Origin of the sequence: Paenibacillus pasadenensis (assembly GCF_023715725.1) — a bacterium.
GTDB classification, from domain to species: domain Bacteria; phylum Bacillota; class Bacilli; order Paenibacillales; family Paenibacillaceae; genus Paenibacillus_O; species Paenibacillus_O pasadenensis_A.
This window is the reverse complement of sequence record NZ_JAMBOT010000005.1, coordinates 51419-74984: the sequence shown is the minus strand read 5'-3', so window position 1 is coordinate 74984 and position 23566 is coordinate 51419. Positions and strand designations below refer to the sequence as shown.

Annotated in this window: 20 protein-coding genes; 17 read left to right on the top strand and 3 right to left on the bottom strand. The window is 56.2% G+C overall.

Going from position 1 to position 23566, the window contains the following annotated elements; genetic code table 11:
* The first annotated feature begins 13 nt into the window (after window positions 1–13).
* Window positions 14–2401 carry an MMPL family transporter gene (locus M3223_RS13990; protein ID WP_251562462.1) on the top strand — a complete coding sequence of 796 codons (2388 nt, stop codon included), beginning with the start codon at window positions 14–16 and terminating at the stop codon, window positions 2399–2401.
* Window positions 2402–2765: 364 nt separating this feature from the next.
* On the opposite strand, the gene ilvA is transcribed toward M3223_RS13990, so the two are convergent.
* A complete protein-coding gene (gene ilvA, locus M3223_RS13985; protein ID WP_285891285.1) occupies window positions 2766–4076 on the bottom strand; it encodes a threonine ammonia-lyase IlvA in 1311 nt (436 codons plus the stop codon).
* Between the two features lie 147 nt (window positions 4077–4223).
* Between ilvA and M3223_RS13980 the strand changes: the two genes are divergently transcribed.
* The 5 genes from M3223_RS13980 to M3223_RS13960 all read left to right on the top strand — a co-directional run bounded on the left by M3223_RS13980 (window position 4224) and on the right by M3223_RS13960 (window position 7846).
* A complete protein-coding gene (locus M3223_RS13980) occupies window positions 4224–4772 on the top strand; it encodes a hypothetical protein (RefSeq protein ID WP_251562460.1) in 549 nt (182 codons plus the stop codon).
* A gap of 317 nt (window positions 4773–5089) precedes the next feature.
* On the top strand, window positions 5090–5908 hold the full coding sequence (locus tag M3223_RS13975) for a hypothetical protein (RefSeq protein ID WP_251562458.1): 819 nt from the start codon (window positions 5090–5092) through the stop codon (window positions 5906–5908).
* A 31-nt stretch (window positions 5909–5939) separates the two neighbouring features.
* Window positions 5940–6392 carry a flavodoxin gene (locus M3223_RS13970; RefSeq protein WP_251562456.1) on the top strand — a complete coding sequence of 151 codons (453 nt, stop codon included), beginning with the start codon at window positions 5940–5942 and terminating at the stop codon, window positions 6390–6392.
* A 193-nt stretch (window positions 6393–6585) separates the two neighbouring features.
* On the top strand, window positions 6586–7206 hold the full coding sequence (locus M3223_RS13965) for a deoxynucleoside kinase (protein ID WP_251562454.1): 621 nt from the start codon (window positions 6586–6588) through the stop codon (window positions 7204–7206).
* A 1-nt stretch (window position 7207) separates the two neighbouring features.
* Entirely contained in the window at window positions 7208–7846 is a 639-nt protein-coding gene (locus M3223_RS13960) for a deoxynucleoside kinase (protein ID WP_251562452.1), read from the top strand.
* Window positions 7847–8038: 192 nt separating this feature from the next.
* Here the strand turns inward: M3223_RS13960 and rsgA are convergent, their stop codons facing one another.
* Together rsgA and M3223_RS13950 are read right to left on the bottom strand one after the other, a co-directional pair.
* Window positions 8039–9208: a ribosome small subunit-dependent GTPase A gene (gene rsgA / locus M3223_RS13955; protein WP_251562450.1), complete on the bottom strand. Its 1170-nt coding sequence runs from the start codon at window positions 9206–9208 to the stop codon at window positions 8039–8041.
* Window positions 9209–9672: 464 nt separating this feature from the next.
* Window positions 9673–9966 (bottom strand): DUF3817 domain-containing protein, encoded by a 294-nt coding sequence (locus M3223_RS13950; RefSeq protein ID WP_251562448.1) that lies wholly within the window; start codon window positions 9964–9966, stop codon window positions 9673–9675.
* A 200-nt stretch (window positions 9967–10166) separates the two neighbouring features.
* Between M3223_RS13950 and M3223_RS13945 the strand changes: the two genes are divergently transcribed.
* The 11 genes from M3223_RS13945 (at window position 10167) to M3223_RS13895 (ending at window position 23559) form a co-directional block, all read left to right on the top strand.
* On the top strand, window positions 10167–11147 hold the full coding sequence (locus M3223_RS13945) for an arsenic resistance protein (RefSeq protein ID WP_251562446.1): 981 nt from the start codon (window positions 10167–10169) through the stop codon (window positions 11145–11147).
* A gap of 145 nt (window positions 11148–11292) precedes the next feature.
* Window positions 11293–12147 carry a helix-turn-helix transcriptional regulator gene (locus tag M3223_RS13940; protein WP_251562443.1) on the top strand — a complete coding sequence of 285 codons (855 nt, stop codon included), beginning with the start codon at window positions 11293–11295 and terminating at the stop codon, window positions 12145–12147.
* Between the two features lie 169 nt (window positions 12148–12316).
* The gene (locus M3223_RS13935; RefSeq protein ID WP_251562440.1) at window positions 12317–13015 is read left to right on the top strand and encodes an SOS response-associated peptidase; all 699 of its coding nucleotides are present in this window, start codon (window positions 12317–12319) and stop codon (window positions 13013–13015) included.
* A gap of 215 nt (window positions 13016–13230) precedes the next feature.
* On the top strand, window positions 13231–15969 hold the full coding sequence (locus M3223_RS13930; RefSeq protein WP_251562438.1) for a chemotaxis protein CheB: 2739 nt from the start codon (window positions 13231–13233) through the stop codon (window positions 15967–15969).
* A 357-nt stretch (window positions 15970–16326) separates the two neighbouring features.
* A complete protein-coding gene (locus tag M3223_RS13925; protein ID WP_251562436.1) occupies window positions 16327–16512 on the top strand; it encodes a hypothetical protein in 186 nt (61 codons plus the stop codon).
* Window positions 16513–16686: 174 nt separating this feature from the next.
* Window positions 16687–16875, top strand: a complete 189-nt coding sequence (locus tag M3223_RS13920) for a hypothetical protein (protein WP_028598583.1) — start codon at window positions 16687–16689, stop codon at window positions 16873–16875.
* Window positions 16876–17023: 148 nt separating this feature from the next.
* A complete protein-coding gene (locus tag M3223_RS13915; RefSeq protein ID WP_251562434.1) occupies window positions 17024–17389 on the top strand; it encodes a hypothetical protein in 366 nt (121 codons plus the stop codon).
* A gap of 149 nt (window positions 17390–17538) precedes the next feature.
* On the top strand, window positions 17539–18285 hold the full coding sequence (gene map, locus M3223_RS13910) for a type I methionyl aminopeptidase (RefSeq protein WP_251562432.1): 747 nt from the start codon (window positions 17539–17541) through the stop codon (window positions 18283–18285).
* 403 nt (window positions 18286–18688) lie between these two features.
* A complete protein-coding gene (locus tag M3223_RS13905; RefSeq protein WP_251562986.1) occupies window positions 18689–19357 on the top strand; it encodes a bifunctional 2-keto-4-hydroxyglutarate aldolase/2-keto-3-deoxy-6-phosphogluconate aldolase in 669 nt (222 codons plus the stop codon).
* A 262-nt stretch (window positions 19358–19619) separates the two neighbouring features.
* Window positions 19620–21008, top strand: coding sequence for a class II fumarate hydratase (gene fumC, locus M3223_RS13900; RefSeq protein ID WP_251562430.1), 1389 nt, complete (start codon window positions 19620–19622; stop codon window positions 21006–21008).
* Between the two features lie 580 nt (window positions 21009–21588).
* Window positions 21589–23559: an ABC-F family ATP-binding cassette domain-containing protein gene (locus M3223_RS13895; RefSeq protein WP_251562429.1), complete on the top strand. Its 1971-nt coding sequence runs from the start codon at window positions 21589–21591 to the stop codon at window positions 23557–23559.
* The last annotated feature ends 7 nt before the right edge of the window (window positions 23560–23566 follow it).

Genomic DNA, 23566 nt, shown 5'->3' with positions numbered 1-23566 from the left:
GAGAGCGACTGTTATGTCCAGATTTTTGTACCGATTGGGGAAAAACGCTTACGACAAGCCGTGGGCTTACATTGCCGGATGGCTGGTCATTCTCGGCATCGTCGTGGCGACGATTGTTGGCAACGGGATAAACATAAGCTCCGAAATGAAAATCGAGGGCACGGAATCGCAAAAGGTTCTCGACCAGCTGGAGCAGGTCATGCCAGCAGCGTCCGGCGCCCAGGCAAGCGTAGTGTTTACCGCGCCCAAGGGAGAGCGGCTGGATACGGAAGCGCGTTTGGCCGCTATCGGCCAGGCGGTGAACAAAGTATATGGTTTGGACTACGTCATCAATCCGGCGGAGCTGGCCGCGAAAGCTGGCGGCGCTGCAGGCAGCCAGCAGCAGGGGGACGCCAAGCAGCAGGCGCAGGGGGGCGCCGCGCAGCAGCAAGCTGGAGGCGCAGCCCAAACGCAGTCAGGCGGGACGCAAATGGAGCTGCCGCCGTACGGACCGCTTATGGTAAACGGCATGCCCGTGCCGGGAATGCTTATTGCCAATGACGGAAGTGTTGCACTGTTCCAGTTTCAGCTCACCACGCCGCAGTCCGCGCTTTCTCAAGAAATGATTGATTCCATCGTGGACGCCATTTCGGTTGCAGAAAAGGATACCGGAATCTCTGCGCTGCCAAGCGATTCGCTTCGAGACACGGAGGTGCCGGTCGGCACCAATGAAATTTACGGCTTGGTTGTAGCCGGAATTGTGCTCGTCATGACGCTCGGCTCCCTCGTTGGAGCAGGCTTGCCGCTTGCGATCGCTCTCGTTGGCGTCGGAATCGGCGTTGGCGGCGCGCTTGCGCTCTCCAGCTTTGTCACGATGAGCTCGGTTACGCCGATTCTCGCTCTGATGGTCGGTCTGGCCGTGGGCATCGACTATGCCCTGTTTATCGTGAACCGCCAGCGCCGCCTCATCTTTGATCAAGGCCTGACAGCCCGCGAAGCGGCAAGCCGGGCGGTCGGCACAGCCGGCAGCGCTGTGTTTTTCGCCGGTCTGACCGTCATTATCGCCCTGTGCGGCATGCTTGTCATCGGGATTACCTTCTTAAGCATGATGGCGCTAGTCGCTTCCGCAACGGTGCTGCTCAATGTGCTTAGCGCCCTGACGCTGCTGCCAGCGCTGCTCGGCCTTGTCGGAGAACGCATCTGCTCCCCTAAAGCCCGCCAGAAATCCGCCTCTGCCGCTAAACGGCGCGGAATTGCCGAAGGCTGGGCAAAGGGCATCGTCCGTTTCCGCTGGCTCGTCATTGTTGGCATTATTGCCATTCTTGGCGCGGCGGCGATTCCGACGCTGGAGATGAGAATGGGCATACCGTCGGGTGCGACAGCGAATCTGGACACCCCAGCGCGCCAGAGCTACGACGCTATCTCCGCCGGATTCGGGGAGGGCTTCAACGGCCAGCTGCTGCTCGTCGCAGAGCCTAAGGACGCAGGAAAGCCGATTACGCAGGAGGTTCTCGGCCAGATTATAATGGAAATCCAGAAGAACAAAGGTGTGTCCATCGTGTCGCCTGTTTACGTAAGCGATAAGGGGAATATGGCTATTTTGAGCGCAATCCCCAAAACAGGCCCGACCGACGAAGAGACCAGCACGCTGGTGGAAGAGCTGCGTTCCTCGGATTCCGTCATTGCGAAGGACCTTGGCATTCAGCTTGGCGTGACCGGTTTTACCGCGATTAACATCGACATGTCCGCCAAGCTCACGGAGGCCTTCCCGCTTTACATCGGCGTTATCGTCATTCTCTCGCTAATCATCCTGCTGCTTGTGTTCCGTTCCATCCTCGTTCCGGTAAAAGCAACGGTAGGCTTCCTGCTCAGCGTGCTGGCGACGTTTGGACTGACAACGGCGGTGTTCCAATGGGGCTGGCTCAGGGACCTGTTTGGCTTCGACACCGGCGGTCCGCTGCTAAGCTTCATTCCGATTCTTGTCACCGGCATTTTGTACGGCTTGGCCATGGACTATCAGGTGTTTCTCGTCTCTTCCATGCGTGAGTCCTATATCCACGGCCATAAAGGGAAAAGCAGCGTTATTCATGGCTACGACCAGGCGAGCAAGGTTGTTGTCGCTGCCGCGATCATCATGGTTTCCGTATTTGCCGGGTTCATTTTTACGCATGACATCATGATCAAACAGATCGGCTTTGCGCTGGCAATCGGCATTCTGATTGATGCTTTTGTCATCCGCATGGCGTTTGTTCCGGCCGTTATGGCGATCTTCGGCGACCGGGCCTGGTGGCTGCCTCGCTGGCTGGACCGCATTCTGCCGAACCTCGACGTTGAGGGCGACAAGCTGATTGCCGAGCTGCAAAATAAAGCTCAGTCCGAAGGCGGAGCCGCCGCGGACGGTGAATACCGGTTGAATCCCTAGATATTATAAATGATTTCTGATTGCTCCAATTTAATGGTTCCTCATGGCTCTGCCGCCCCGAATGAATCGGGCTCCGGCGGAGTCTTATTTTTTTGAGGCTGAAAAAAAGCCGCCCCTCAGCCGATTGCGACTTTTGGGACAGCTAGTAAATGACCGGTTGGAGAGCTAACGAATCTGAGAAGCATTATATCCGACAAAATGGCGGATTCTGAGCGCTAACGAATCTGAGAAGCGTTATTTGGAGGTGAAGAGGGTGTTAGGACGCTTAAACAGCTCAATAAGACGCCTGAGTTGCGTTAAAATCTAAACTGGGCTCAAAATTGCCTAATAAGGTATCTCAGTTGCGTTAGACGCCGAAATGGCATCAAATCAGCAAATCGAACAGCACCGGATCCTTGTTCAGCTCAACAAAATGATACCCTTTGGCCTTCATCCGTTCGATCAGGCCGCCGTAATCCTCACGGTTTTTCAGCTCAATGCCGACAAGCGCGGGGCCGTTCTCCTTGTTATGCGTTTTGGTATATTCAAAACGAACGATATCGTCGTTCGGGCCGAGCACCTCGTCCAGAAACTCGCGAAGGGCGCCGGCGCGCTGCGGGAAATTGAGGGTGAAATAATGCTTCAGCCCCTCATAGATTAAGGAGCGCTCCTTCATCTCCTGCATGCGGTCCACGTCGTTATTGCCGCCGCTAATGATGCAGATGACCGTTTTGCCCTCAATCTGCTCGCGGTACATATCCAGTGCAGCAACCGGGAGAGCGCCTGCAGGCTCAGCGACGATAGCATTTTCGTTGTACAGACTGAGCAGCGTTGTGCACGCTTTGCCCTCCGGCACAAGCACGACGTCATCGATCAAGTCGCGGCAAATCGCAAAAGGCAGATCTCCAATCCGTTTCACCGCAGCTCCGTCAACAAATTTGTCAATCGTGTCCAGCGGCGTTACTTTCCCTTCGTTAAGCGACAGGTCCAGCGATGCAGCGCCCTTCGGCTCCACTCCAATAATGCGGGTGTGAGGGGAAACAGCTTTGATATAAGAAGCTACTCCTGCCGCGAGTCCGCCGCCGCCGACCGTTACAAACACATAATCGGGCAGAGAGTCGGTCGCATCCATAATCTCTTTGCCGACTGTGCCGTTGCCAGCAATAATGGCCGGATCGTCGAACGGATGGATAAATGCCGCGCCGGAACGCTCGCATTCCTTGACTGCCTCCGCATAGGCATCGTCATACGTGTCTCCTACCAGCATAATTTCCACCTGGCTGCCGCCGAAAAATTGCACCTGCGTTACTTTTTGGCGGGGCGTGGTGCTGGGCATAAAAATCTTTCCGCTAATGCCGAGCGTCTGACAGGAGTAGGCTACTCCTTGGGCATGATTGCCCGCGCTGGCGCAAACGACGCCCTTTGCAAGCGCCTCGGGAGAGAGCGTGCGAATGCGGTGATACGCGCCGCGAATCTTGAAGGAGCGGACGATTTGCAAGTCCTCCCGTTTCAACAAAACATTGCAGTTATATCGGCTCGACAGCACCCGGTTATGCTGCAGCGGAGTCCGGGTAATAATTTCATTCAGCGTCATCTGCGCATGCATGATTTCCTGCAGCGAGATTCGGGCAGCGGGCTCCTGGCTTCCGGGAGTAGCGGAGAGCGGGTCGTGGGGGGACGGGGTGCTGGCGTTCATACGCATGATCTCTTCCTTTCCGTTCGCAATGATGATTTGTATTGTTATACCCCTGCGGTCCGGCTTTGTCAATGGCGGCGGGGATGGGAGCGGTGCAGGCTCATAGCTTGCTGCAGCCGTTATCGATTTTAGAAGGGGGAGTATTGGATGAAAAAAGCATTTAAATGGCTGGCCGGGCTGCTGCTTGCCTTGGTTTTGCTGCTCGGCGGCGCCTTTGCAGGAGCAATTTGGTATATCCGCCCCCAGCAGGAGCTCACCTTGGAGCACGCTCCGCTCGACCTCGGCGCTAAAGGTATGAATATGGTTCGTTCGGGCAAAGCCGAGCTGTTTCTAAGCGGAGAGGATATCAACAATCTGGCCCGCGCCCATCTGAAAGGGCAGCCGCAGGTAACGCCGGATTTTCGCATCGAAGGGGCGCAGCTTGATCTGCAGGGGAATCGGATGACAGCCGACATCAACGGCCGGATTCGCGGGCAGATTGCTGTTGGAGTACAGGCCGAATACGAGCTGGAATGGAGCGATCCGAACTTGATCGCCACTCCGGTAAGCGTTAAGCTTCGCGGCATTCAGCTGCCAAGCACGCTGCTGGAGCGAATGGTCATTCCAGTGGGGGACAAGCTTCCGCCGCTAGTCGGCATCAAATCCGTGCAATTCCGGGATGGCGGCGTGGCGGTGGCGCTGCAGCTTCAACCGTGAAACAGCGGATAGCAGATAACGCATTTAAAAAGAAAAGCGCTTTGGGATAAACGGCCAAAGGGCCGAGAGGGCAGGAACTACGTTTACGTTTAGGCGGGCGCCGCAGGTGAAATAGAACCTGCGGCGCGTCCCGCATGAATTTAATTGACATCTTAATTGAGAATGTTTATCATAGTCTTTGAAATTGAGAATCATTATCAAGCATGTACGACATTTCCGGGTTTATCCAACATAGACGACTTTTTGCGCAGTTAACCGCCGGCCGGACCGGAACCGCTCGCGCTAACATACAACGTAGGGAGAAGGGAGGACGAGCAATGTCTATCGAACAAGCGCCGGGAACACGGGAGGCGCGGGAGCCGCTGTCCTGTTCATCCGTGCTCGCCGGAACCGAGACGATCTACGCGGCAACGATGGGATATGGCATTTACCGCCGCCGCTTAGAGAAGGAATGGGAACGGATCAGCACGCCAGAGCTGGAAAGGCATACGGTTAACCGGCTCGTGCTGGCTGGAGAAACGCTGTACGCCTGTACAAGCGACGGACTGATTTCATTTGACGGGGAGAAATGGGAACAAGAGGAGCTGGAGCTTCCTTGTTTTCAGTTCCGGGCGGAAGGCGGCTGCCTCTACGCTTGCACAACGCATGGATTATGGTGCTCGCATGGCTCTTCATGGGGAATGGCCGCATTTTCGGACCGCAAAGTATATGACATTTTGAACGTCCCTCAATATCTCATTCTTGGCTGTGAAAAAGGGCTCGCTCTGTACGACCGGTTCAGCTCCGCCTGGATGGAATTTGATCTCGGCACCGGGATAACGAGTCTGGCAGTCCATCACGGGCAGCTTATCGGCGTAAGCGAGCACGGGGAGCTAGTTGTCGGCAACCCGCAAAAAGGCTTCGAGCGCTTCCGGTATAAAGGACTGTTTTTGTTCTCGGTCGCTGTGCGCGGACAACAGCTGCTGCTCTGCACCGACCGCGGCTTGTACCGTATCTGCTGGCTGGGAGGGCGTTTGACGATGCGGCCTGTTGATGCTTGCGGCCCGGTGACGGATGTAGACATTCGCGGCGACCGGATGTACTTGGCGACATTGTACGAAGGCATCCGTCAGATCGACGGCGTGCCCGCAGGTTAACCTTTTTGGGAAGAAGGAGTGGGAATTAACGATGGAAAAGATCATTATTATCTGCTGCAGTATGACTGGCAACACGGAAGAGATGGCGGATGCAATTGCCGAGGGCGTCCGCGAGGCGGGAGCGGAGCCGGTTATCCGCGACATTATGGATGCGGAGGCTTCCGAGCTGGAACAGTACGACGGCATTTTCATCGGTGCGTACACATGGGGCGAGGGCGATTTGCCCGACGAGTTTCTGGACTTTTTTGAAGGAATGAACGATCTCGATCTGTCCGGACGCTCGGCAGCCGCATTCGGCTCCGGCGATACTTCCTATGATATCTATTGCGGCGCGGTCGATCAGGTCGAGGAGAAGCTCAAGGAACGCGGCGCAGCGATTCTCGCTCCTGGCTTTAAGGTCGAATTCAACCCCTCCGATTCCGAAAAAGACGAGCTGCGCGCGCTTGGCCGTCAGATGGCCGCTTTGCCGGCAGCGGCTTTGTAAACAATCTCCATCCATAAGCGCCTGTTAAAGCTGCCCCTGCACCCGACAACGGTGAGCGGAGGACGGCTTTTTGGCATGTCTTGGCATAAGATAACTTAGCGGAAACTTTTAACCGGACTTTTAGGCCCGGAGCGGCTATAATGGGTAGGTTCATTTTCGATAGGGTTTGTATTCAAGGGGGATAACGGCAGCGATGACATATGTTCCATATATTGCGGTGGAGGGGCCGATTGGAGCCGGTAAAACAACGCTGGCCACGATGCTGGCGGCTGAGCTGGGGCTTCCGCTCGTGAAGGAGATTGTGGAGGAAAATCCTTTTCTCGATAAATTTTATCAAGACATGGACGACTGGAGCTTCCAGCTGGAAATGTTCTTTCTGTGCAACCGCTACAAGCAGCTGGAGGACTCCGTATTGCCTAAGCTTGCGCTGGGGCAGGCGGTTATGTCCGACTATCATATAGTTAAAAATCTGATTTTCAGCGAGCGCACGCTCCAGGGGATCAAACGGGACAAATACCGCCAGATTTATGAGGTGTTGACGGGCGATCTGCCTAAGCCAAACATCATTCTGTACATCCGCGCCGATCTTGATGTGCTGCTTGGCCGTATTGCTAAGCGCGGCCGCTCTTTTGAGGAAGGAATTCCGGCGGACTATTTGCAGCAGCTCATTGTGGATTACGAAGCGGCGATGAGCTTCCTGGCCGAGAGCGATCCGTCTGTAAAGATTATTCCGATCAACGGAAATGAGATTGATTTTGTCGAGAATCCGGAGCAATACCGAAGCATCGTGGAACAAGTAAAGGAGTGCATGTAATATGAATCCATACGGCATTCCCGAGCATGCGGTTATTACGATTGCCGGTACGGTCGGTGTCGGCAAATCCACGCTGACGTCGGTGCTGGCGCAGCGGCTTGGCTTTCGCACCTCATTGGAGCAGGTTGATTTCAACCCGTATTTGGACAAATTTTATCAGGATTTTGAGAGATGGAGCTTCCATCTGCAAATATACTTCCTGGCGGAACGTTTCAAGGAGCAGAAAAAGATGTTTGAGCTGGGCGGAGGGTTTGTGCAGGACCGCTCGATCTACGAGGACACGGGCATTTTTGCTAAAATGCACGCCGATCAGGGGACAATGTCGGCGGTTGATTACGAGACCTACACCAGCCTGTATGAAGCGATGGTAATGACGCCGTATTTCCCGCATCCCGATATTCTGATCTACATTGAAGGCAGCCTGCCTTCCATTCTTAAACGGATCACGGAACGGGGCAGGGCGATGGAAATTCAAACCGATATTTCGTATTGGGAGCATATGCACCAGCGCTACGCCAAATGGATTGACGAATTTAGCGCTTGCCCGGTGCTGCGGCTAAACATCGATGAGTACGATGCTAATGATCCCGAATCGACGGCGGATATTTTGGCCCGGGTCGGTCGAGTAATCGGTAAATAAACGTTCTAGCGAAATGCGGCGCCGCCGCTTGAGACAGAAAAAAGGCTCGGCGCAATAGTGCAATAGTGCGCCAAGCCTTTTTTGCTGCAGCGTGTTGGACAGATGTCGTTAGTACCGGCCTACTGCAAGGGCCTGTCTAAGCCCTGAATGTTACTCCGATGCCTTGGATCTCACACTCCCGCAACCCGGGCCTCAGTCCCAGTCCTCGGAGGCGAGCTTCGCGGTGCGGCGCTCCTGTTTGTTGCGCAGCCGGTTCTCGGCCGGCGTGAGGCTTTTGCGGGCGGAGGAGGCGGACTGCTCCTTGCGCGCGAGACGGGCGAGCTCGCGGCCTGTCTTCAAATAATTTTCGTAGCGTGCGGCGTCCAGCTCGCCTCCGGCAAGCGCGGATTTAATCGCGCAGCCCTGCTCGCGGCTGCCATGCGTACAATTGCTAAAGCGGCACTGTCTCGCCAGCTCCTCGATGTCGGCAAAAGCTCCGGCGCGGATGTCCGAGCCGTCCTGCTCGTTATCCCACAGCTGCAGCTCGCGCATGCCTGGGGTATCCATGAGCAGCGCGCCGCCGGGCAAGCGGAACAGCTCGCGGTGCGTCGTTGTATGACGGCCGCGGTCGTCTCCTTGGCGGACGCCCTGCACACGCTGTTCCTCGCTGCCGGCCAGCCAGTTCAGCAGCGTGGATTTGCCGACGCCGGAGGAACCGGCGACCGCGATGGTCACACCTGGCTTAAGATAGACCAGCAGCTCCTCGAGCCCCTGGTTCTCCTGCGCGCTTACGGCATGAACCGGCACGCCGGGCGCCACGGCTTCAACCTGCCGAACGAGTTCGTCCGGGTCGTCGGCCAAGTCGGCCTTTGTAAGCAGAATAACAGGCGAAGCTCCGCTTTCCCAGGCAGCAACCATATAACGCTCAATGCGGCGCAAGTTGAAGTCATGGTTCAGCGCCGTCGTTACAAACAGCGTGTCGATGTTGGAGGCGACGACCTGCCCTTCCTGGACCGAGCCCGCCTCCTTGCGAATGAGCGCTGAACGGCGCTCCACCAGAGCATGAATGCTGGCCCGGGAGCTGTCTCCCGGCTTCGGCACGGCGGCGAGCACCCAGTCGCCAACGGCTGGATAGTCGGTGCGGCTGGAGGCGTCAAAGGAATACCGGCCGGTTACCTCAGCCAAATGCTCTCCGTTTGCCGCCGCCAGCCGGTATAAATGCGAGAATTGAGCCGTAATGCGCGCTGGCTCAAGTCCAGCCGTGTTATGACCGGCCTGCTGCAGAGCGGCTGCCGTTTGACCGGCGGTCTGCTCCCAGGCTTCGCTCCAGCCGTAAGGCTGAAGAGCCTCGGCGTTAATTTCTATGAGATCGTTCGTGTTCACGCGAATCACTCCTTGTTTCGAATATAAAGAAGCCCGCAGCGGCATCGTTTCCGGCAAGCCATGGAGGCTTGCGTAACGGAAACGGTGCCGGAGCTGCGGACTTTTTGGCAAATAATCTGCCGGCCGCGCCATCGAAGGGCAGAGGCGCGAGCGCGCCTCTCCCTGGATGAGCACAGACCGGAAGCCATGCAAAAAAGCCGCAGGAGAAAGGTCTCCTGCGGCTTGTCGCTATAAAGCTTGAACAGGCGGCGCGCGAAAATCCTTGAGATGGATTCGCGGCGCAGCTGTCGCAGCTTAAGCGGCTTGCTCCGTAGAGACCGACGACGGGACAATCGACGAGCGGATTGCGTTTACCATTTAAAATCGGCCTCCTTAGATTGGCTTGAATTGGGTTTAGTATAACGTCGAAAATCTGCACGAGGCAAGGTAGAAAACAATTAAACCGGTTTGTGCCTTGCCTTCGCCTAAGCGGGGTCCCGGCGGATTTGCGCATCCAGCCAGAATGTGGCGAACGGCACGAACGAAGCTACAACCGCAATAGCGACTCTTGTCAGCTTCCAGCGGGCCTGAATGGTGGCATGGAGCAGCGCGAGCATATAAAGCACGAACAAACCTCCGTGCAGCGCTCCAACGATGGCGACAGGCGTATCCCACCCGCCCCAATATTTAATCGGCATGGCGATAAACAGCAAAATTAAATAGGAAAGACCTTCTACCAGGCTAACGAGCCGGAAACGTCCGACAGCGGTTTTTAACATGTGTACCTCCTACACGGATGTCATCTGGAGCTGCGTCCTGTACCGTTAACGGATGGGACAAGCGCCGGTTTCACCGAATAAGCGTGAAATTGTGACAACTCTGGGACAAGTGGAGGCGGCGGCCGCGGTCTGGTAGGATTATAGAATCGGCGTACGTGGTGAATTACCGTAATTTTGTGAAAAAGGTGGGGGATACCGGCATGAGTGCAGCCCGTGAAAAGCTGGAGCGCCATCAGGTTCCGATCTATGCGGCTATGCTGCTCGCAGGGGCAGTCGCAGGCCTGCTCCAGCCTGGAGCAGGCTCCCTCCTGGAAGGGAGCATATCCGCGCTGCTGGCTGTTCTATTATACAGCATGTTCAGCCAGATCCCTTTCCTGCATTTACGCGCCATATGGGATAACAAACGGTTTGCCGCAGCGCTGCTGCTGGTCAATTTTGCAGCCGTTCCTCTGCTCGTATGGCTGTTGGCCGGATTTTTGCCGGATCATCCGCCTCTGCTGCTCGCCGTTTATCTTGTGCTGCTGGCGCCGTGTATTGACTATGTGATCGTCTTCACCGGTTTGGGGAAAGGCGACGAAAAGCTGATGCTGGCGGCGACGCCGCTATTGTTTGCCGCCCAGCTTGTACTGCTGCCCTGCTATTTATGGCTTATGCTGGGAAGCGAAGCGGCAGGAATTATAGAGGCTGGGCCGTTTGTGGAGTCTTTTGTTGTGCTTATTGCAGTTCCGCTGCTGCTCGCGGTGCTGACCCAGCTGTCGGGCAGGCGTTGGGAAATAGGGAAAAGAGCGCTGGAGGGGGCCGCATGGCTGCCTGTTCCGCTCATGGCGCTGGCTTTGTTTGCGATTATGGCTTCGCAAATCGGCAAAGCCGCCGATCAATTCTCCGTTATCGCCCCGGTTATACCCGTGTATATCGCATTCATGGCGCTTAGCCCTGTGCTGGCCGGATTGGCCGGACGAGTGTTCCGGCTGGACGCGGGGGCCGGCCGGGCGCTTGCCTTCAGCGCAGGAACCCGCAATTCGCTCGTCGTGCTGCCGCTGGCCTTCTCGCTGCCGGAAGAGGCGGCTGTCATCGCAGCGGCTGCTATCGTCACGCAGACGATCGTGGAGCTGGCCGGGGAGCTTGTGTATGTCCGCGCGCTGCCCCGCCTCATCCGCGACCGCAGCCGTCTCAGGTCATGAACGAAAGGGCTGCATACAGCCATCGCTGTCGGAGCAGAGCGTAATTTGGTAGAATAGCAATCGCTGCAGCAGTTTGCTGCGCAGAACAGATATACATAGCTAATACAGGGCATGAACAGCCCTTACAGGCAGGAGAGTAGGGAGCATGAGCAATATGCCCGTCATCACCTTCCGCTGTCCGCCTCTTCCATACTTGGTGGATGCAAGCCGAAGGAAATACGATATTGGAGAGCAGCATCCGAGCCGGTCCGATCTCGGCGTGTTCGAGCTGCTGTACATAAGGCAGGGCCGGTTAAGAATACGCGAGGAGGACCGTCTCTGGACCGTAGAGGCCGGACAGGCGCTGCTGCTTCATCCGCAGGAGACCCGCTGGAGCGGCGGGGCATGCCTGGAGCCGGTTGAGTATGAGCTGGTGCAGTTTCAGACGGCTGGAGCATGGGAGGAAACGGCGGCCGGGGCCGAGGCGACGCTGCTCGGCGACCACTACACCCATACGGTCCGGCTGCCGAGGCTCATCGACGCGCCTGACGCCGATGAGGCGTTCCGGCTGCTGAGCGAATCGGCCGCCGATCCCGGGCCGGACGGCTTCTGGCTGCGTCAGCAGCGTTTTTCCGAGCTGCTGCGACTGCTGGAGGCTGCTTGCCGGGAAAGTGTGCCCGGCGCCGCCTCCACCGCCGTAGCCGAGCAGGCGGCGGCTTATATGAAGCGGCATTTTCAGGATTCCGTAAACAATGCCGAGCTGGCCGAGGCGCTTGGTTTTCATGCGGTGTACATTGCCCGCTGCATGGTCGAGATTTACGGCTGCACGCCGCAGCAGTTTCTGCTTTATTACCGGCTTGACCGGGCCAAGCTGCTGCTGCTGTCCACCGACTGGCCGATGGCGCAGGTGGCAGAGGCATGCGGCTTCCGGCAGCTGCCGCATTTTACCCGGCTGTTCGCCGCCCATGCCGGCATGCCCCCGCTCAAATTCCGCAAGCGGTTCACTCCCGCTGACCACTGATAGCTCCCGGCCTGTCCAGCCAATTGGATAATCATGCATAATCCTCCTTCGGATGCAGATGCTAACAGGCAACAAGCAGCCGCCCGCGCTTTGCTCGGCAGCGGCTGCCCGACTTCAGCGCCTTATTCGCGCCTGGGGTTCGGAGCCTAACATCCGGGAGGTCAATTTTATGTGCACCCGATTTTCCCTCGCCAGCGATCTTGGCGAGCTGAAGGAGCAGTTCAATATTGAGCGGCATGCTGAAGTTGATGCCAAACGGTACAATATCGCCCCGGTCCAGCCCATTCCTATCGTTCGCAATGACCGCCACGGCGTACGGATCATGGATGAGGCCAGATGGGGGCTGTTTCCGTTCTGGGCGAAGGATTCCGTCAATGCGGACGCGGAGCAGCTGGAATCGAAGCCGTATTTCAAACGGATGCTTGCCGGCGGAAGATGCATCATTCCATGCAGCGGCCTGTTCGGCTGGGAAAGATCCGAAGAAGAGGACGCCGGCAAGCAGCGCGCCGATGGCCGCCAGCGTCTGCCGCGCGCGATGCATATTCAGGTTCAAGGAAAAAGCGTATTTGGCATGGCTGGCCTGTATGAGGAGTGGCGGACGCCAGAAGGCAGACTTGCCCGGGCCGCGACCATCGTGACCGTTCAAGCGTCCGGAGCGCTGTCCCAGTGGCAGGAAAGATTGCCTGTCGTGCTGGATGCCGACGGGATGGAGGAGTGGCTGCATCCGTCAATCCGCGATTTTTCATTTCTGAGAAGACATATGCAGCCGCTTGAGCCGTTTCAGCTGCGCATCTATCCTGTCAGCAACGCTGTGGATGACGAGCAGTACGAAGCGCCGGATTGCATCACGGAAATTCAGTGGGCTTAAAACAAAGGCTCTCCCTGTCCAGGGAGAGCCTTTTAATGTTCGGATTTTTGCCCGCGAACAAGGGGGATTGTTGTCGCTTGTTAGCGAAAGATGGGGAAGTTTCCTTCTATGGAGGATATCCGAGAATGAGAGAGAATTATAATGATTCTAAGTGTGCCTACTGGATTCCAGCAGCGTCCGCCGGCCGCATGAACACGAACGAGGAGGGACAGCCATTGTCACGTGTACAGCCGGAAGCAACCTTCAAATCGGTCATCTCGAAAGGGAACGATCCGGTCCGGGTTGTAGGGATCGGAGCATCGGCCGGCGGCATGGAAGAGCTGAAACGCTTTTTCCGTCACGTCAGCCCGGATACCGGCTTTGCTTTTGCCGTCGTACATCATCTGTCTCCCGAGCATGTCAGCTTAATGAGCGATATGCTCGCTTTAAATACGTCGTTGAACGTTTATGTCGCGCAGCACGGCATGGAGGCTAGCGCTAATTCCATTTACTTCTGCCCGGCGCAAGCCGCGATGAGCGTGCGCAATCGTCAATTTTGTCTGGACGCCTCTCACTGGGACGAGTCCAGCTATCCAATCGACCATTTCTTTTATTCTTTGGCGGCGGAACCGGCAGCGCAGCCGATTGCGGTCATGTTCCCCGGCGCTGGCGATGACGGCATGTCCGGAATCGCAAAGGTGAAGCGGGCCGGCGGAATTGTATTTGCGAACCGGGAGGAAGCTGCTGAGCCGCTTGTCGATTCGATTTTTGCTGATTTGGTCCTGCCTCCCGAGAAAATCGCGGACAAGCTGAATTTTTTGCAAAAGCTGGTTCCAACCGGCGCAGTACCTGAGCTGCAAGGATATCGTCAGCATGCTCCGGCATGGCCTGTGCCTGTGGAGGGGAACAGCCTGATTCAGCCAGCAGGTGCCGATACCGTGAGGCGGCGCCGCTCCGCTGCGGCTGCGGCGGACAATCAGCGTCAAAATGAAATTTACAGCATCTATGTAAACGAGCATATGCCGCCATCGCTGCTGCTTGACGAGCATCTGGACGTCCAGCATGTTACGGGAAGCATTCAGCCGTATTTATCGCCGGCGGAGGGAAAGCCGTCCTGGAATTTGCATAAAATTTTCGATCCGGGACTGGCGGCATCCATTGCGTCGGCTGTGGGCAGGCTGCGCAGCGGGGAAGCGGAGGAAATCCGCATCCGGAACTTCACGATACATACGGCGCACGGCAAAGAACGCGTCCATATTACGGCACGCCCGTTTTCACGCTCGCAAGCTGCCCTCGGCGGACTCTGCCTTGTGTTGTTCCACAAGCCGGAGGAGGAGCAGAAGGAGACGGTTAAGCTAATTGAGCCGGATGAAGGCATCCGCAGGCAAATGCAGTGGATGGAGCATCAGCTTCGGCTAACGGAGGCGAGTCTTTATTCGGCAGGAGCGGAGCTGCTGGATTTGCAGGAGGAGCTGGCGGCGGCTGAAGAAGAGCTGCGGATTTCCCGGGCTGAGCTGCAAGACGCCACGGAAGAGCAGGAAGCCCGGAGAGGCGTTTACGAAGGCAAGATTGATGAGCTGACGGAGCTTAACGGCGATATGGATTTGTTTTTGGCGAGCACGGGAATCGGGGCGGTTTTTCTTGATCTGGAGTGCCGGATACGCCGTTTTACGCCAGCGGCAACGAAGGAGTTCCACCTGATGGAAGTGGATATCGGCAGGCCGTTCCACCATATCTCCCACCGGTTTTACTATGATGGATTTGCAGCAGATGCCGCCGGCGTTCTGGAATCGCTGCGCTCAATTGAAAGGGAGATTAAGAGCAAAAGCGGCAGATGGTACAAAGTGCGCATGATGCCTTGCCGGACGCTGGAGCGTCTGACAAAAGGGGTGATCATAACGCTTGTGGACATTACGGAGCTAAAGGAGATGAATGAAGAACTGCTCCGCCTTTCCTATGCGGTGGAGCAAAGCCCAAGCCTGATGATCATCTCAGACCTGGAGGGACGTATCGTTTATGCCAATAGTCCGTTTCTGGAGCTGACGAGCGATACGGCTGAAGGGGTCCAGGAACGGCATCTGGAGGAGCTCAACGATTGGCATGCAAGCGGCGTAGCGTTCAGCGAGCTTTGGTCGCAGCTGGAAGACGGTGAAATATGGGAAGGCACGCTGGCGGGCTGCCGTCTTGACGGATCGATTTATTGGGAGCGGGCTAAGCTGCTGCCGATCGTCAAGCGCGGAGAGATCATTCATTACATGAAAATATCCGAGAATATTACGGAATGGAAAGAGACGGAGGAGCTGCTGCGCAAGTCGGAGATGCTTGGAGCAATCGGGCAGCTGGCGGCTGGAATTGCTCATGAAATCCGCAACCCGCTCACCTCTTTGAAGGGGTTTACGAAGCTTATGCAGGAGGACAACCGCCGCAATTACATTTCCATTATGGCGATGGAGCTGGAGCGGATTGAGCAGATTTTGAGCGAGCTGCTTGTGCTTTCCAAGCCGCAGGCAGCGGATTTTGCGGTGGTGGCGATTGATACCGTGCTCCGTGATGTTATTATGCTGATCGAGGCTCAGGCGATTATGAACAATATCCAGCTGGAGCTGCATCTGCCGGAGGAGGAGCTGTATGTCCAGGGAGCTTCCAATCAGCTGAAGCAGGTGTTTATTAATCTGATTAAAAACAGCATTGAAGCGATGGACTCCGGCGGAACCATTCTCGTTGAAGCGACGGTCGGCGAGGACGGTATGATTTGGACCCGCATAACCGACGAGGGCAGCGGCATTCCCCCGGAAAAGCTGAATAAGCTGGGAGAGCCGTTTTTCTCCACGAAAGCGAAGGGGACGGGGCTTGGATTGGTCATGACCTACAGAATCGTGGAGCATCATCGCGGCAAGCTTTTTTACGAAAGCGAGCTTGGCAAAGGCACGGTTGGAAATGTCGGCTTGCCGCGCATGCTGCAGGGATTTTCTTAGAGTGTGCTTAGCTTTAACTGTAGTTGCAAAGTATTGCCTGGCGGCAAAGCACATAGAATGAGGAGTACCCGAAGCCGGTGGAGCCAATGTACCGATTCCCCGGTCCCGGCGTACTTATGGACTAAAGGCGGAATTTAGGAAAACAAGCCTGTTTCAAAGCTGATTATTACGGGTATTGACCTGAAATGCCTGTCCTTAAATGTCGATACATATTTATGGATGGGGAAAGATGAAATGCACTGTGTCGGAAGGCCCAGACAGGGGGAGGATGCCGGGACCGTCGGTAGGTTGTAAGCGCCTCAGCGGATAAGCTATACTTCTCTGGATGACAATTCATGGAGAAGCGGAGGGCGCAGCATGGTAATTAATGGGTGGGTGACGGCGTTGACCGTGGCCTTCGGCGTGCTCGTGTCCGTCGCTGTTGTGTTCGCTTATCTGCGTTTATACTCCCGTCAAAAGGAGAATATTTCCGGTTCGGAGACCAGGGATAGGCACAATCAACCGGATTCAATTGAAGGGGATCAAAAGCAAACTGGGGATTAACTGGAATTTTTCTTCCTAGTCGATGCATGAAGTGCTATAATAGTGTGAAAAATAAAAACATTCACTCATCTGCCGTGGAGTGCCATTACCGTAGGGGGAGGCGGCCTAAAGCCGCGTAACGTTCTCGATTCTGATGTTTCGGACCGACCATCCACTGTAAGAGGAGGAGATTTCATGGCCAAGCATAGCCAGAATGAAGTCAAGGAAAGCCTCAAGGAGCTCACGAGAATTTTTCAGCCGAAGGACCCGCGCAAGTTCGTCAAGGACTATATCCGCAAGTACCGTATTACCGGTGGTTATGAGGATGAATTGACCTCTCTTGTGGAACATGAAATGGGCAGAATGAAGTCTTCCGTCAGTTAGACCCCGACTCGACAACCGACAGACCCGCCTTCCTTTGAGGAAGACAGGGTCTTTTTTTTGTCATTAATCTATTTATTTCAATCAGGTTATTGTCCCTGTCAATCTATTCTTCCTTGCATAGGATATAAAAAAAAGGAGGAAGATTGAGATGGAGAAAGTGAAAGTCAGCAACTGCGGTTGCGGAGGCTATCAACCCCGGAAATATTGCAATGGCAATGGCGGGGGCAATGGTCCTGGCATTAATGAATTTCCAAATTACACGGTTGTATTGGTGAATCCGAATGGAACCCTTTCTAGAACGCCGAACTTCATCGCAAGGCTATATCGGGGAACGGTAGTAGTAGCTGCAGTTCGTCTGGAGGAAAATGGAATTGCAGTTTTCCCAAATGTACCCAATCCATCCCAAGAATCGCTGCGGGCCGTAGTCGTAGGCGGCGTTTCCGGTACCGTGTACGGCACTACGATTATTCCGCGAAATTCTCTCGGCGGCATCGTGCTTAACACCCGTGCTTAATCCCGTAAACCTTTCATTGGCTTAACCGCCGATTGAAAGGTTTTTTAATTTAAGAATTAATGTACACATATCCTTCACATCTCCAGTTATGGACAGCGCTTGCCTTGAATAAGATGTACTATAATCGGCAGGGATGCGGAGGTGGCGGCATGGCGGAATGGAAATCGGAAGAGGAAATAAGATGCATCCGAAAGGCCGGAAAGGTTGTGGCGGAATGCCATGATGCGATAGCGAAGCGGATTGCGCCAGGCGTCACGACACAGGAGATTGACCGCTTCGTGGAGCGTCTGATGGCGGAAAGAGGCGCTAGACCGGCGCAGAAAGGGTATTTGGGTTATCCATACGCAACCTGCGCCTCGGTAAACGAGGTTGTTTGCCATGGATTTCCGGATACGATCCCTCTGCAGGAGGGAGACGTCGTCACGATTGATATGGTGGCGGACGTGGACGGCTGGAAGGCCGATTCAGCGTGGACGTACTCCATCGGCCGTCCAAGACCAGCTGCGGCCCGGCTGATGGATGCAGCCAAACAGGCGATGCTGCGGGGCATCGCGGAATGCCGCATGGGCAGGCGAATCGGCGATATCGGAGCCGCCGTCATGCATTCGGCAAGGCAGACCGGGTATTCCGTTGTGACGAGTTTTGCGGGACACGGAATCGGCCGCTCCATCCATGAGAGCCCCGAGGTTGGCAACGGAGGTCCAGCGGGCAGCGGCATGCGGCTGGAGGCGGGAATGGTGCTGACGGTCGAGCCGATTTTGTCGGCGGGAGCGGGCGAAATATGGCTGGACCGCGACGGCTGGACGGCGCGCACGCGGGACCGTTCCTGGTCGGCGCAATTTGAGCATACCGTCGCCGTGACGGAGCAAGGCCCGGTTATTTTGACCTGCTTGTAAAGGGATTATCCACGGAATTATCCACATATACACATTTTGTATCCACATTATCCACATCCCTGTGCGGATAAACAAAAGCTTGATAGAACAGTGATTGAGCGATCTGTGGAGAACATGAACGCCAAAACAGGTTGTCCCCCTGTGGATAAAATAGCGAAGCCTTTCCTTGAAATAGGGAAGGGCTTTTTAGGTTTTTCGCCAGGGTTTATCCACAAGCGTCTCTTTTGGTTGACCCGGAATGCGTCAGGTGAGACAATGTTCCCGGTTGCAACTCCGGCCGCGAGCCGGCACTGTGATTGTTAGGTATTTTAAAGCAGATACAGCAAGCCCAAGCCCCGTATTATTGTAAAGATGCGGAGTTAAGGCAACTTGTTCATAGAAGAACTGGAGGAGTGCAGACATGCTGAACAAACTTAAAGTCACGCAGGCTGTTGCCGATGCAGGCGTTGTAGCGGTGCTTCGCGCCGATACAGCGGAGGAAGTGGCGCGTATGGCCCGTCATGCCGTCAAAGGCGGCATCAAGGCGATTGAGATTACGATGACGGTGCCGGGCGCGCTGCGCGCAATCGAGCAGCTGGCAGCGGAATATTCGAGCAAGGAGGACCCTTCCTCCGACAAATATGCCGTTATTGGCGTAGGGACGGTGCTTGATCCTGAAACGGCGCGCGCCGCTATTTTGGCTGGAGCGGAATTTGTCGTGGCGCCTTCGCTTAATCCGGCGACCGTACAGCTGTGCAACCGTTACTCGGTTCCAGTCATGCCGGGCACGATGACGATTCAGGAAATTCAAAGCGCGCTTGAGCTTGGCGTGGATATTGTGAAGCTGTTCCCGGGAAGCGCGTTTGGACCAAGCATTGTGTCTGCGATTAAAGGGCCTCTTCCTCAAGCGAACGTAATGCCGACGGGCGGCGTATCGCTCGGCAACTTGGCGGAGTGGGTAAAAGCAGGGGCAGTAGCGGTCGGAATCGGCGGCGATTTGACCAAGGAAGCGGTCAAAACCGGCGACTTCACGCTGATCGAGCGTCAGGCTGAAGCCTATATGAAAGCCTATCGCGACGCCAAAGGGCTTTAGAGGCTTCGGACGGAAACCGGCTTTTGCCGCAGCGCTGCCTATATACTCGGAGCTCCGGCCTCAGGACAAGCCTGCCCCTGCTTTCATAAAGCGGGTGGCAGGCTTGAATTTTTTCCGTTAAAATGAATAGCGGTAAAGCTCGGACGGAGCGTCCCGGCGCAAGGCGGACGGGCGAACTGGCACAGGCATGGCGGGCGGACGGCCCGCATCCATTCAGCAAGTTGAGTAAGCGGTTTAACGAGTTCAAGGAGGCGGACAACGAATGACGGAATATCGGATTGAGAAGGACACGATGGGTGAAATCAAGGTTCCCGCAGATAAGCTGTGGGGCGCGCAAACGCAGCGCAGCCGCGAGAACTTCCGAATTGGCTGGGAGAAAATGCCCCTTGAGATTGTAAAAGCAATGACGATCGTCAAAAAAGCGTCGGCTCAGGCGAACGCCAAGCTCGGCGTGCTGGAGCAGGAAAAAGCGGATGCGATCTGCCGCGCTGCGGACGAAATTCTGGATGGCAAACATGACAGCGAGTTTCCGCTGGTCGTTTGGCAGACCGGCAGCGGCACGCAGACGAATATGAACTGCAACGAGGTAATCGCCCGCCGCGCCAATCAGCTGCTCGAAGAAGGCGGCTCCTCAGTGCGCATCCATCCGAACGATGACGTCAACCGTTCCCAAAGCTCCAACGATACATTCCCGGCGGCGATGCATATCGCGGCTGTTATTGCCGTGCAAACCCGCCTGCTGCCTGCGCTGGAAACGCTGAAGGCGACGCTGCATGACAAAAGCGTGCAGTTCGACGATATCGTCAAAATCGGCCGCACTCATTTGCAGGATGCAACTCCGATTACGCTCGGCCAAGAAATCAGCGGCTGGGAAGCTATGCTGGAGAAGTCTTCCTGGATGCTGACGAGCAGCACCGACGCAATCCGCGAGCTGGCGCTGGGCGGAACGGCGGTCGGCACGGGCATCAACGCCCATCCGGACTACGCGGTACAGGTAGCTGCTCAAGTGACGGAGGTTACGGGCCATAACTTCGTGACCGCCTCTAACAAGTTCCATTCCTTGACCTCGCATGATCAGATCGTATGGGTGCACGGCGCAATCAAAGGCCTGGCGGCCGACCTGATGAAAATCGCCAACGACGTTCGCTGGCTGGCAAGCGGCCCTCGCAGCGGCATCGGCGAGATTACGATTCCCGAGAATGAGCCGGGCAGCTCCATTATGCCGGGCAAGGTTAACCCGACCCAGTGCGAAGCCATTACGATGGTTGCCTGCCAGGTTATGGGCAACGATGCGGCGATCGGTTTTGCCGCCAGCCAAGGCAACTTTGAGCTGAACGTATACAAGCCGGTTATTGCCTACAATTTCCTGCAGTCCGTCGTGCTGCTCTCCGACTCCATGCTGTCGTTTAACGAGCATTGCGCCGTCGGCATCGAGCCGAACCTCGACACGCTGAAGCACAATCTGGAGCAATCCTTGATGCTCGTTACGGCGCTCAACCCGCATATCGGCTACGAAAATGCGGCCAAAATCGCCAAACAAGCGCATAAGGAAGGCACAACGCTCAAAGAGAGCGCAATCAAGAGCGGCCTGCTGACGTCCGAGCAATTCGACGAATACGTTCGTCCGGAGAAAATGACCGGCAAGCGTTAAGCTAGTGAGCTTCTTTTTCGATTGCGCTCCTTCCTAGCGTAACTTTAAAGCCATTTCGCGCTAATTCTCCCGATTCGGGATAGCTTGGCGACACTTCTAACGCAACTGTAAAGCCCTATTTGCCGAAATCGGCGCGTTTCGGAAACCTAACGCAACTGAGCCGCCTTATTTAAGCATTTTGACTGCGAGATGTGCTGAAAAGCGCTTAATAACGCTTGTCAGTTGCGTTAGAATTTCAAATTGGCGAAAAGAGGATGAATAACGCTTGTGAGTTGCGTTAGACGTTCCAGCGGGTGTCCCGACGTCGGGACACAAGCGTGAGACATCCCGGAGGAAGCGCTAAGGAAGAGCTGCGTGCGAGGCGTTCTAACGGAGCAGCCGTGACGAAAAGCGAATGGTAGTGTTCAAGTAAACAAGGGACCTTCTCCGCCATCCACAAGAATGGCGGGGACGGTTCCTTTTTGATAAGAGAGCGCCAGCTTGGGGACGTCAGCAAGGCATCCATGAACAGCCACGCCGCCTGTGGTATGATGGGAGCACGACAGTTCGAGATTCCAAGCAAAGAAAGACGGGGCCTGATATGCATCTGTTATCGGTAGAACATTTGACAAAAACCTACGGCGAGAAAAAGCTGTTTGAGGATGTCAGCTTCGGCATCGCCGAAGGGGACAAAATCGGCATTATCGGCGTGAACGGCACGGGCAAGTCCACTTTTCTGAAGGCGATCGCCGGCATGGAGCCAGCCGATTCCGGCAAGGTCATCATTCCGCCGCGCGTCAGCGTGCGCATGCTGCTTCAGAATCCGGAGTTTGATCCGGAGGAAACGGTGCTGGAGCATGCGCTTGGCGGCGATACGCCTCAGCTGCGCGCCGTACGGGAGTATGCGGCGGCGCTGGAAGCGCTGGAGCTCAGCCCGTCCGACGAGGCGCTGCAGCAGCGGCTGCTGCGGGCGAATGCGGCGATGGACGAGCAGGATGCCTGGCAGCTGGAGAGCGACGCCCGTACGGCGCTGTCCAAGCTTGGCCTGAACGATTACGAGGCCAAGCTCGGCACGCTTTCCGGCGGCCAGCGCAAACGGGCGGCGATGGCTGCGGCGCTGCTGTCGCCATCCGACGTGCTTATCCTGGACGAGCCGACAAACCATATCGACAACGAGTCGGTTGCCTGGCTGGAGGGGATGCTCCAGAAACGGCGCGGAGCGCTGCTCATGGTCACGCATGACCGCTACTTCCTGGACCGGGTGAGCAACCGGGTCATTGAGCTGGACCGCGGCCGCGCGTTCTTTTATACGGCGAATTACAGCCGTTTCCTTGAGCTTAAGCTGGAGCGAGAGGAGCGCGAGGCGGCAAGCGAGTCGAAGCGGCAAAATCTGCTGCGGAACGAGCTGGCCTGGATTCGCAGAGGAGCAAAAGCCCGCACCACCAAACAAAAAGCGCGCATCGAACGCTTCCATGACCTGAAAGAGGCTGCGCCGGAGAAAGCCTCCGGCAAGCTTGATTTGTCCGTTGCTTCCTCGCGGCTCGGGCGCAAAATTGTCGAACTGGAGCATGTGGGCAAATCGTACGGGGATCGCACGCTCATCCGGGACTTCAGCTACATTGCTGTGCCGGAAGATCGCGTTGGCATCATTGGCCGCAACGGAAGTGGCAAGTCGACGCTGCTCAAGCTGATTGCCGGACGGCTGCAGCCTGATGCCGGAGAGGTCGCGCTTGGGCCGACCGTGAAGCTCGGTTATTTTTCGCAGGAGCATGAGGAAATGGATGAGTCGATGCGCGTCATCGAATACATCCGCGAGCAGGCGGAGCAGGTCCGCACAGGTGACGGAACGACAATATCCGCAGGACAGCTGCTGGAAAGATTCCTGTTCCCGCCAGCGATGCAGTGGTCGCCGATTGCGAAGCTGAGCGGCGGCGAAAAACGGCGCCTGCAGCTGCTGCGCATTTTGAGCGGCGCGCCGAACGTGCTGCTGCTGGACGAGCCGACCAACGATCTGGACATCGCGACGCTTAGCGTGCTTGAGGATTATTTGGAGGATTTCCCTGGCGTTGTGCTCGTCGTTTCCCATGACAGGTATTTTCTGGACCGCACGGTGGAGCGCATCTTCGCTTTTGAGGGCAATGGGGCCATTACGGAGCACACCGGCAATTACACCGAGTATGAGGAAAGCCAGTCGAAGCGAGGCGGTGCGGCAGAAAGTGCCTCTGCAGCCGGCGGCGGCAAGCCGGCCGCCAAAACAGCCAGTCCCGCAGAATCCGCCGGAACGGAGTGTTCTGCGGAAGGTTCCTCCCGCCGCGAAGCCCGTCTGCGCATGTCCTACCAGGAGCAGAAGGATTTCGAAGCCATTGACAGCTGGATTGCGGAGGCTGAAACCAAGCTGGCCCGCGTTCAGGATGACATGGGCGAGTCGGGCAGCGATTCTGTTAAGCTGCAGGCGCTGATGGCCGAGCAGGAATCGCTTGAGGCGCGCCTGGAGGAGCTTATGGAGCGCTGGACCTATTTGAACGAGCTGGCCGAGCAGATTGAAGCCCAAAAATCCAGAGGCAGGAGCTGAGCAAACC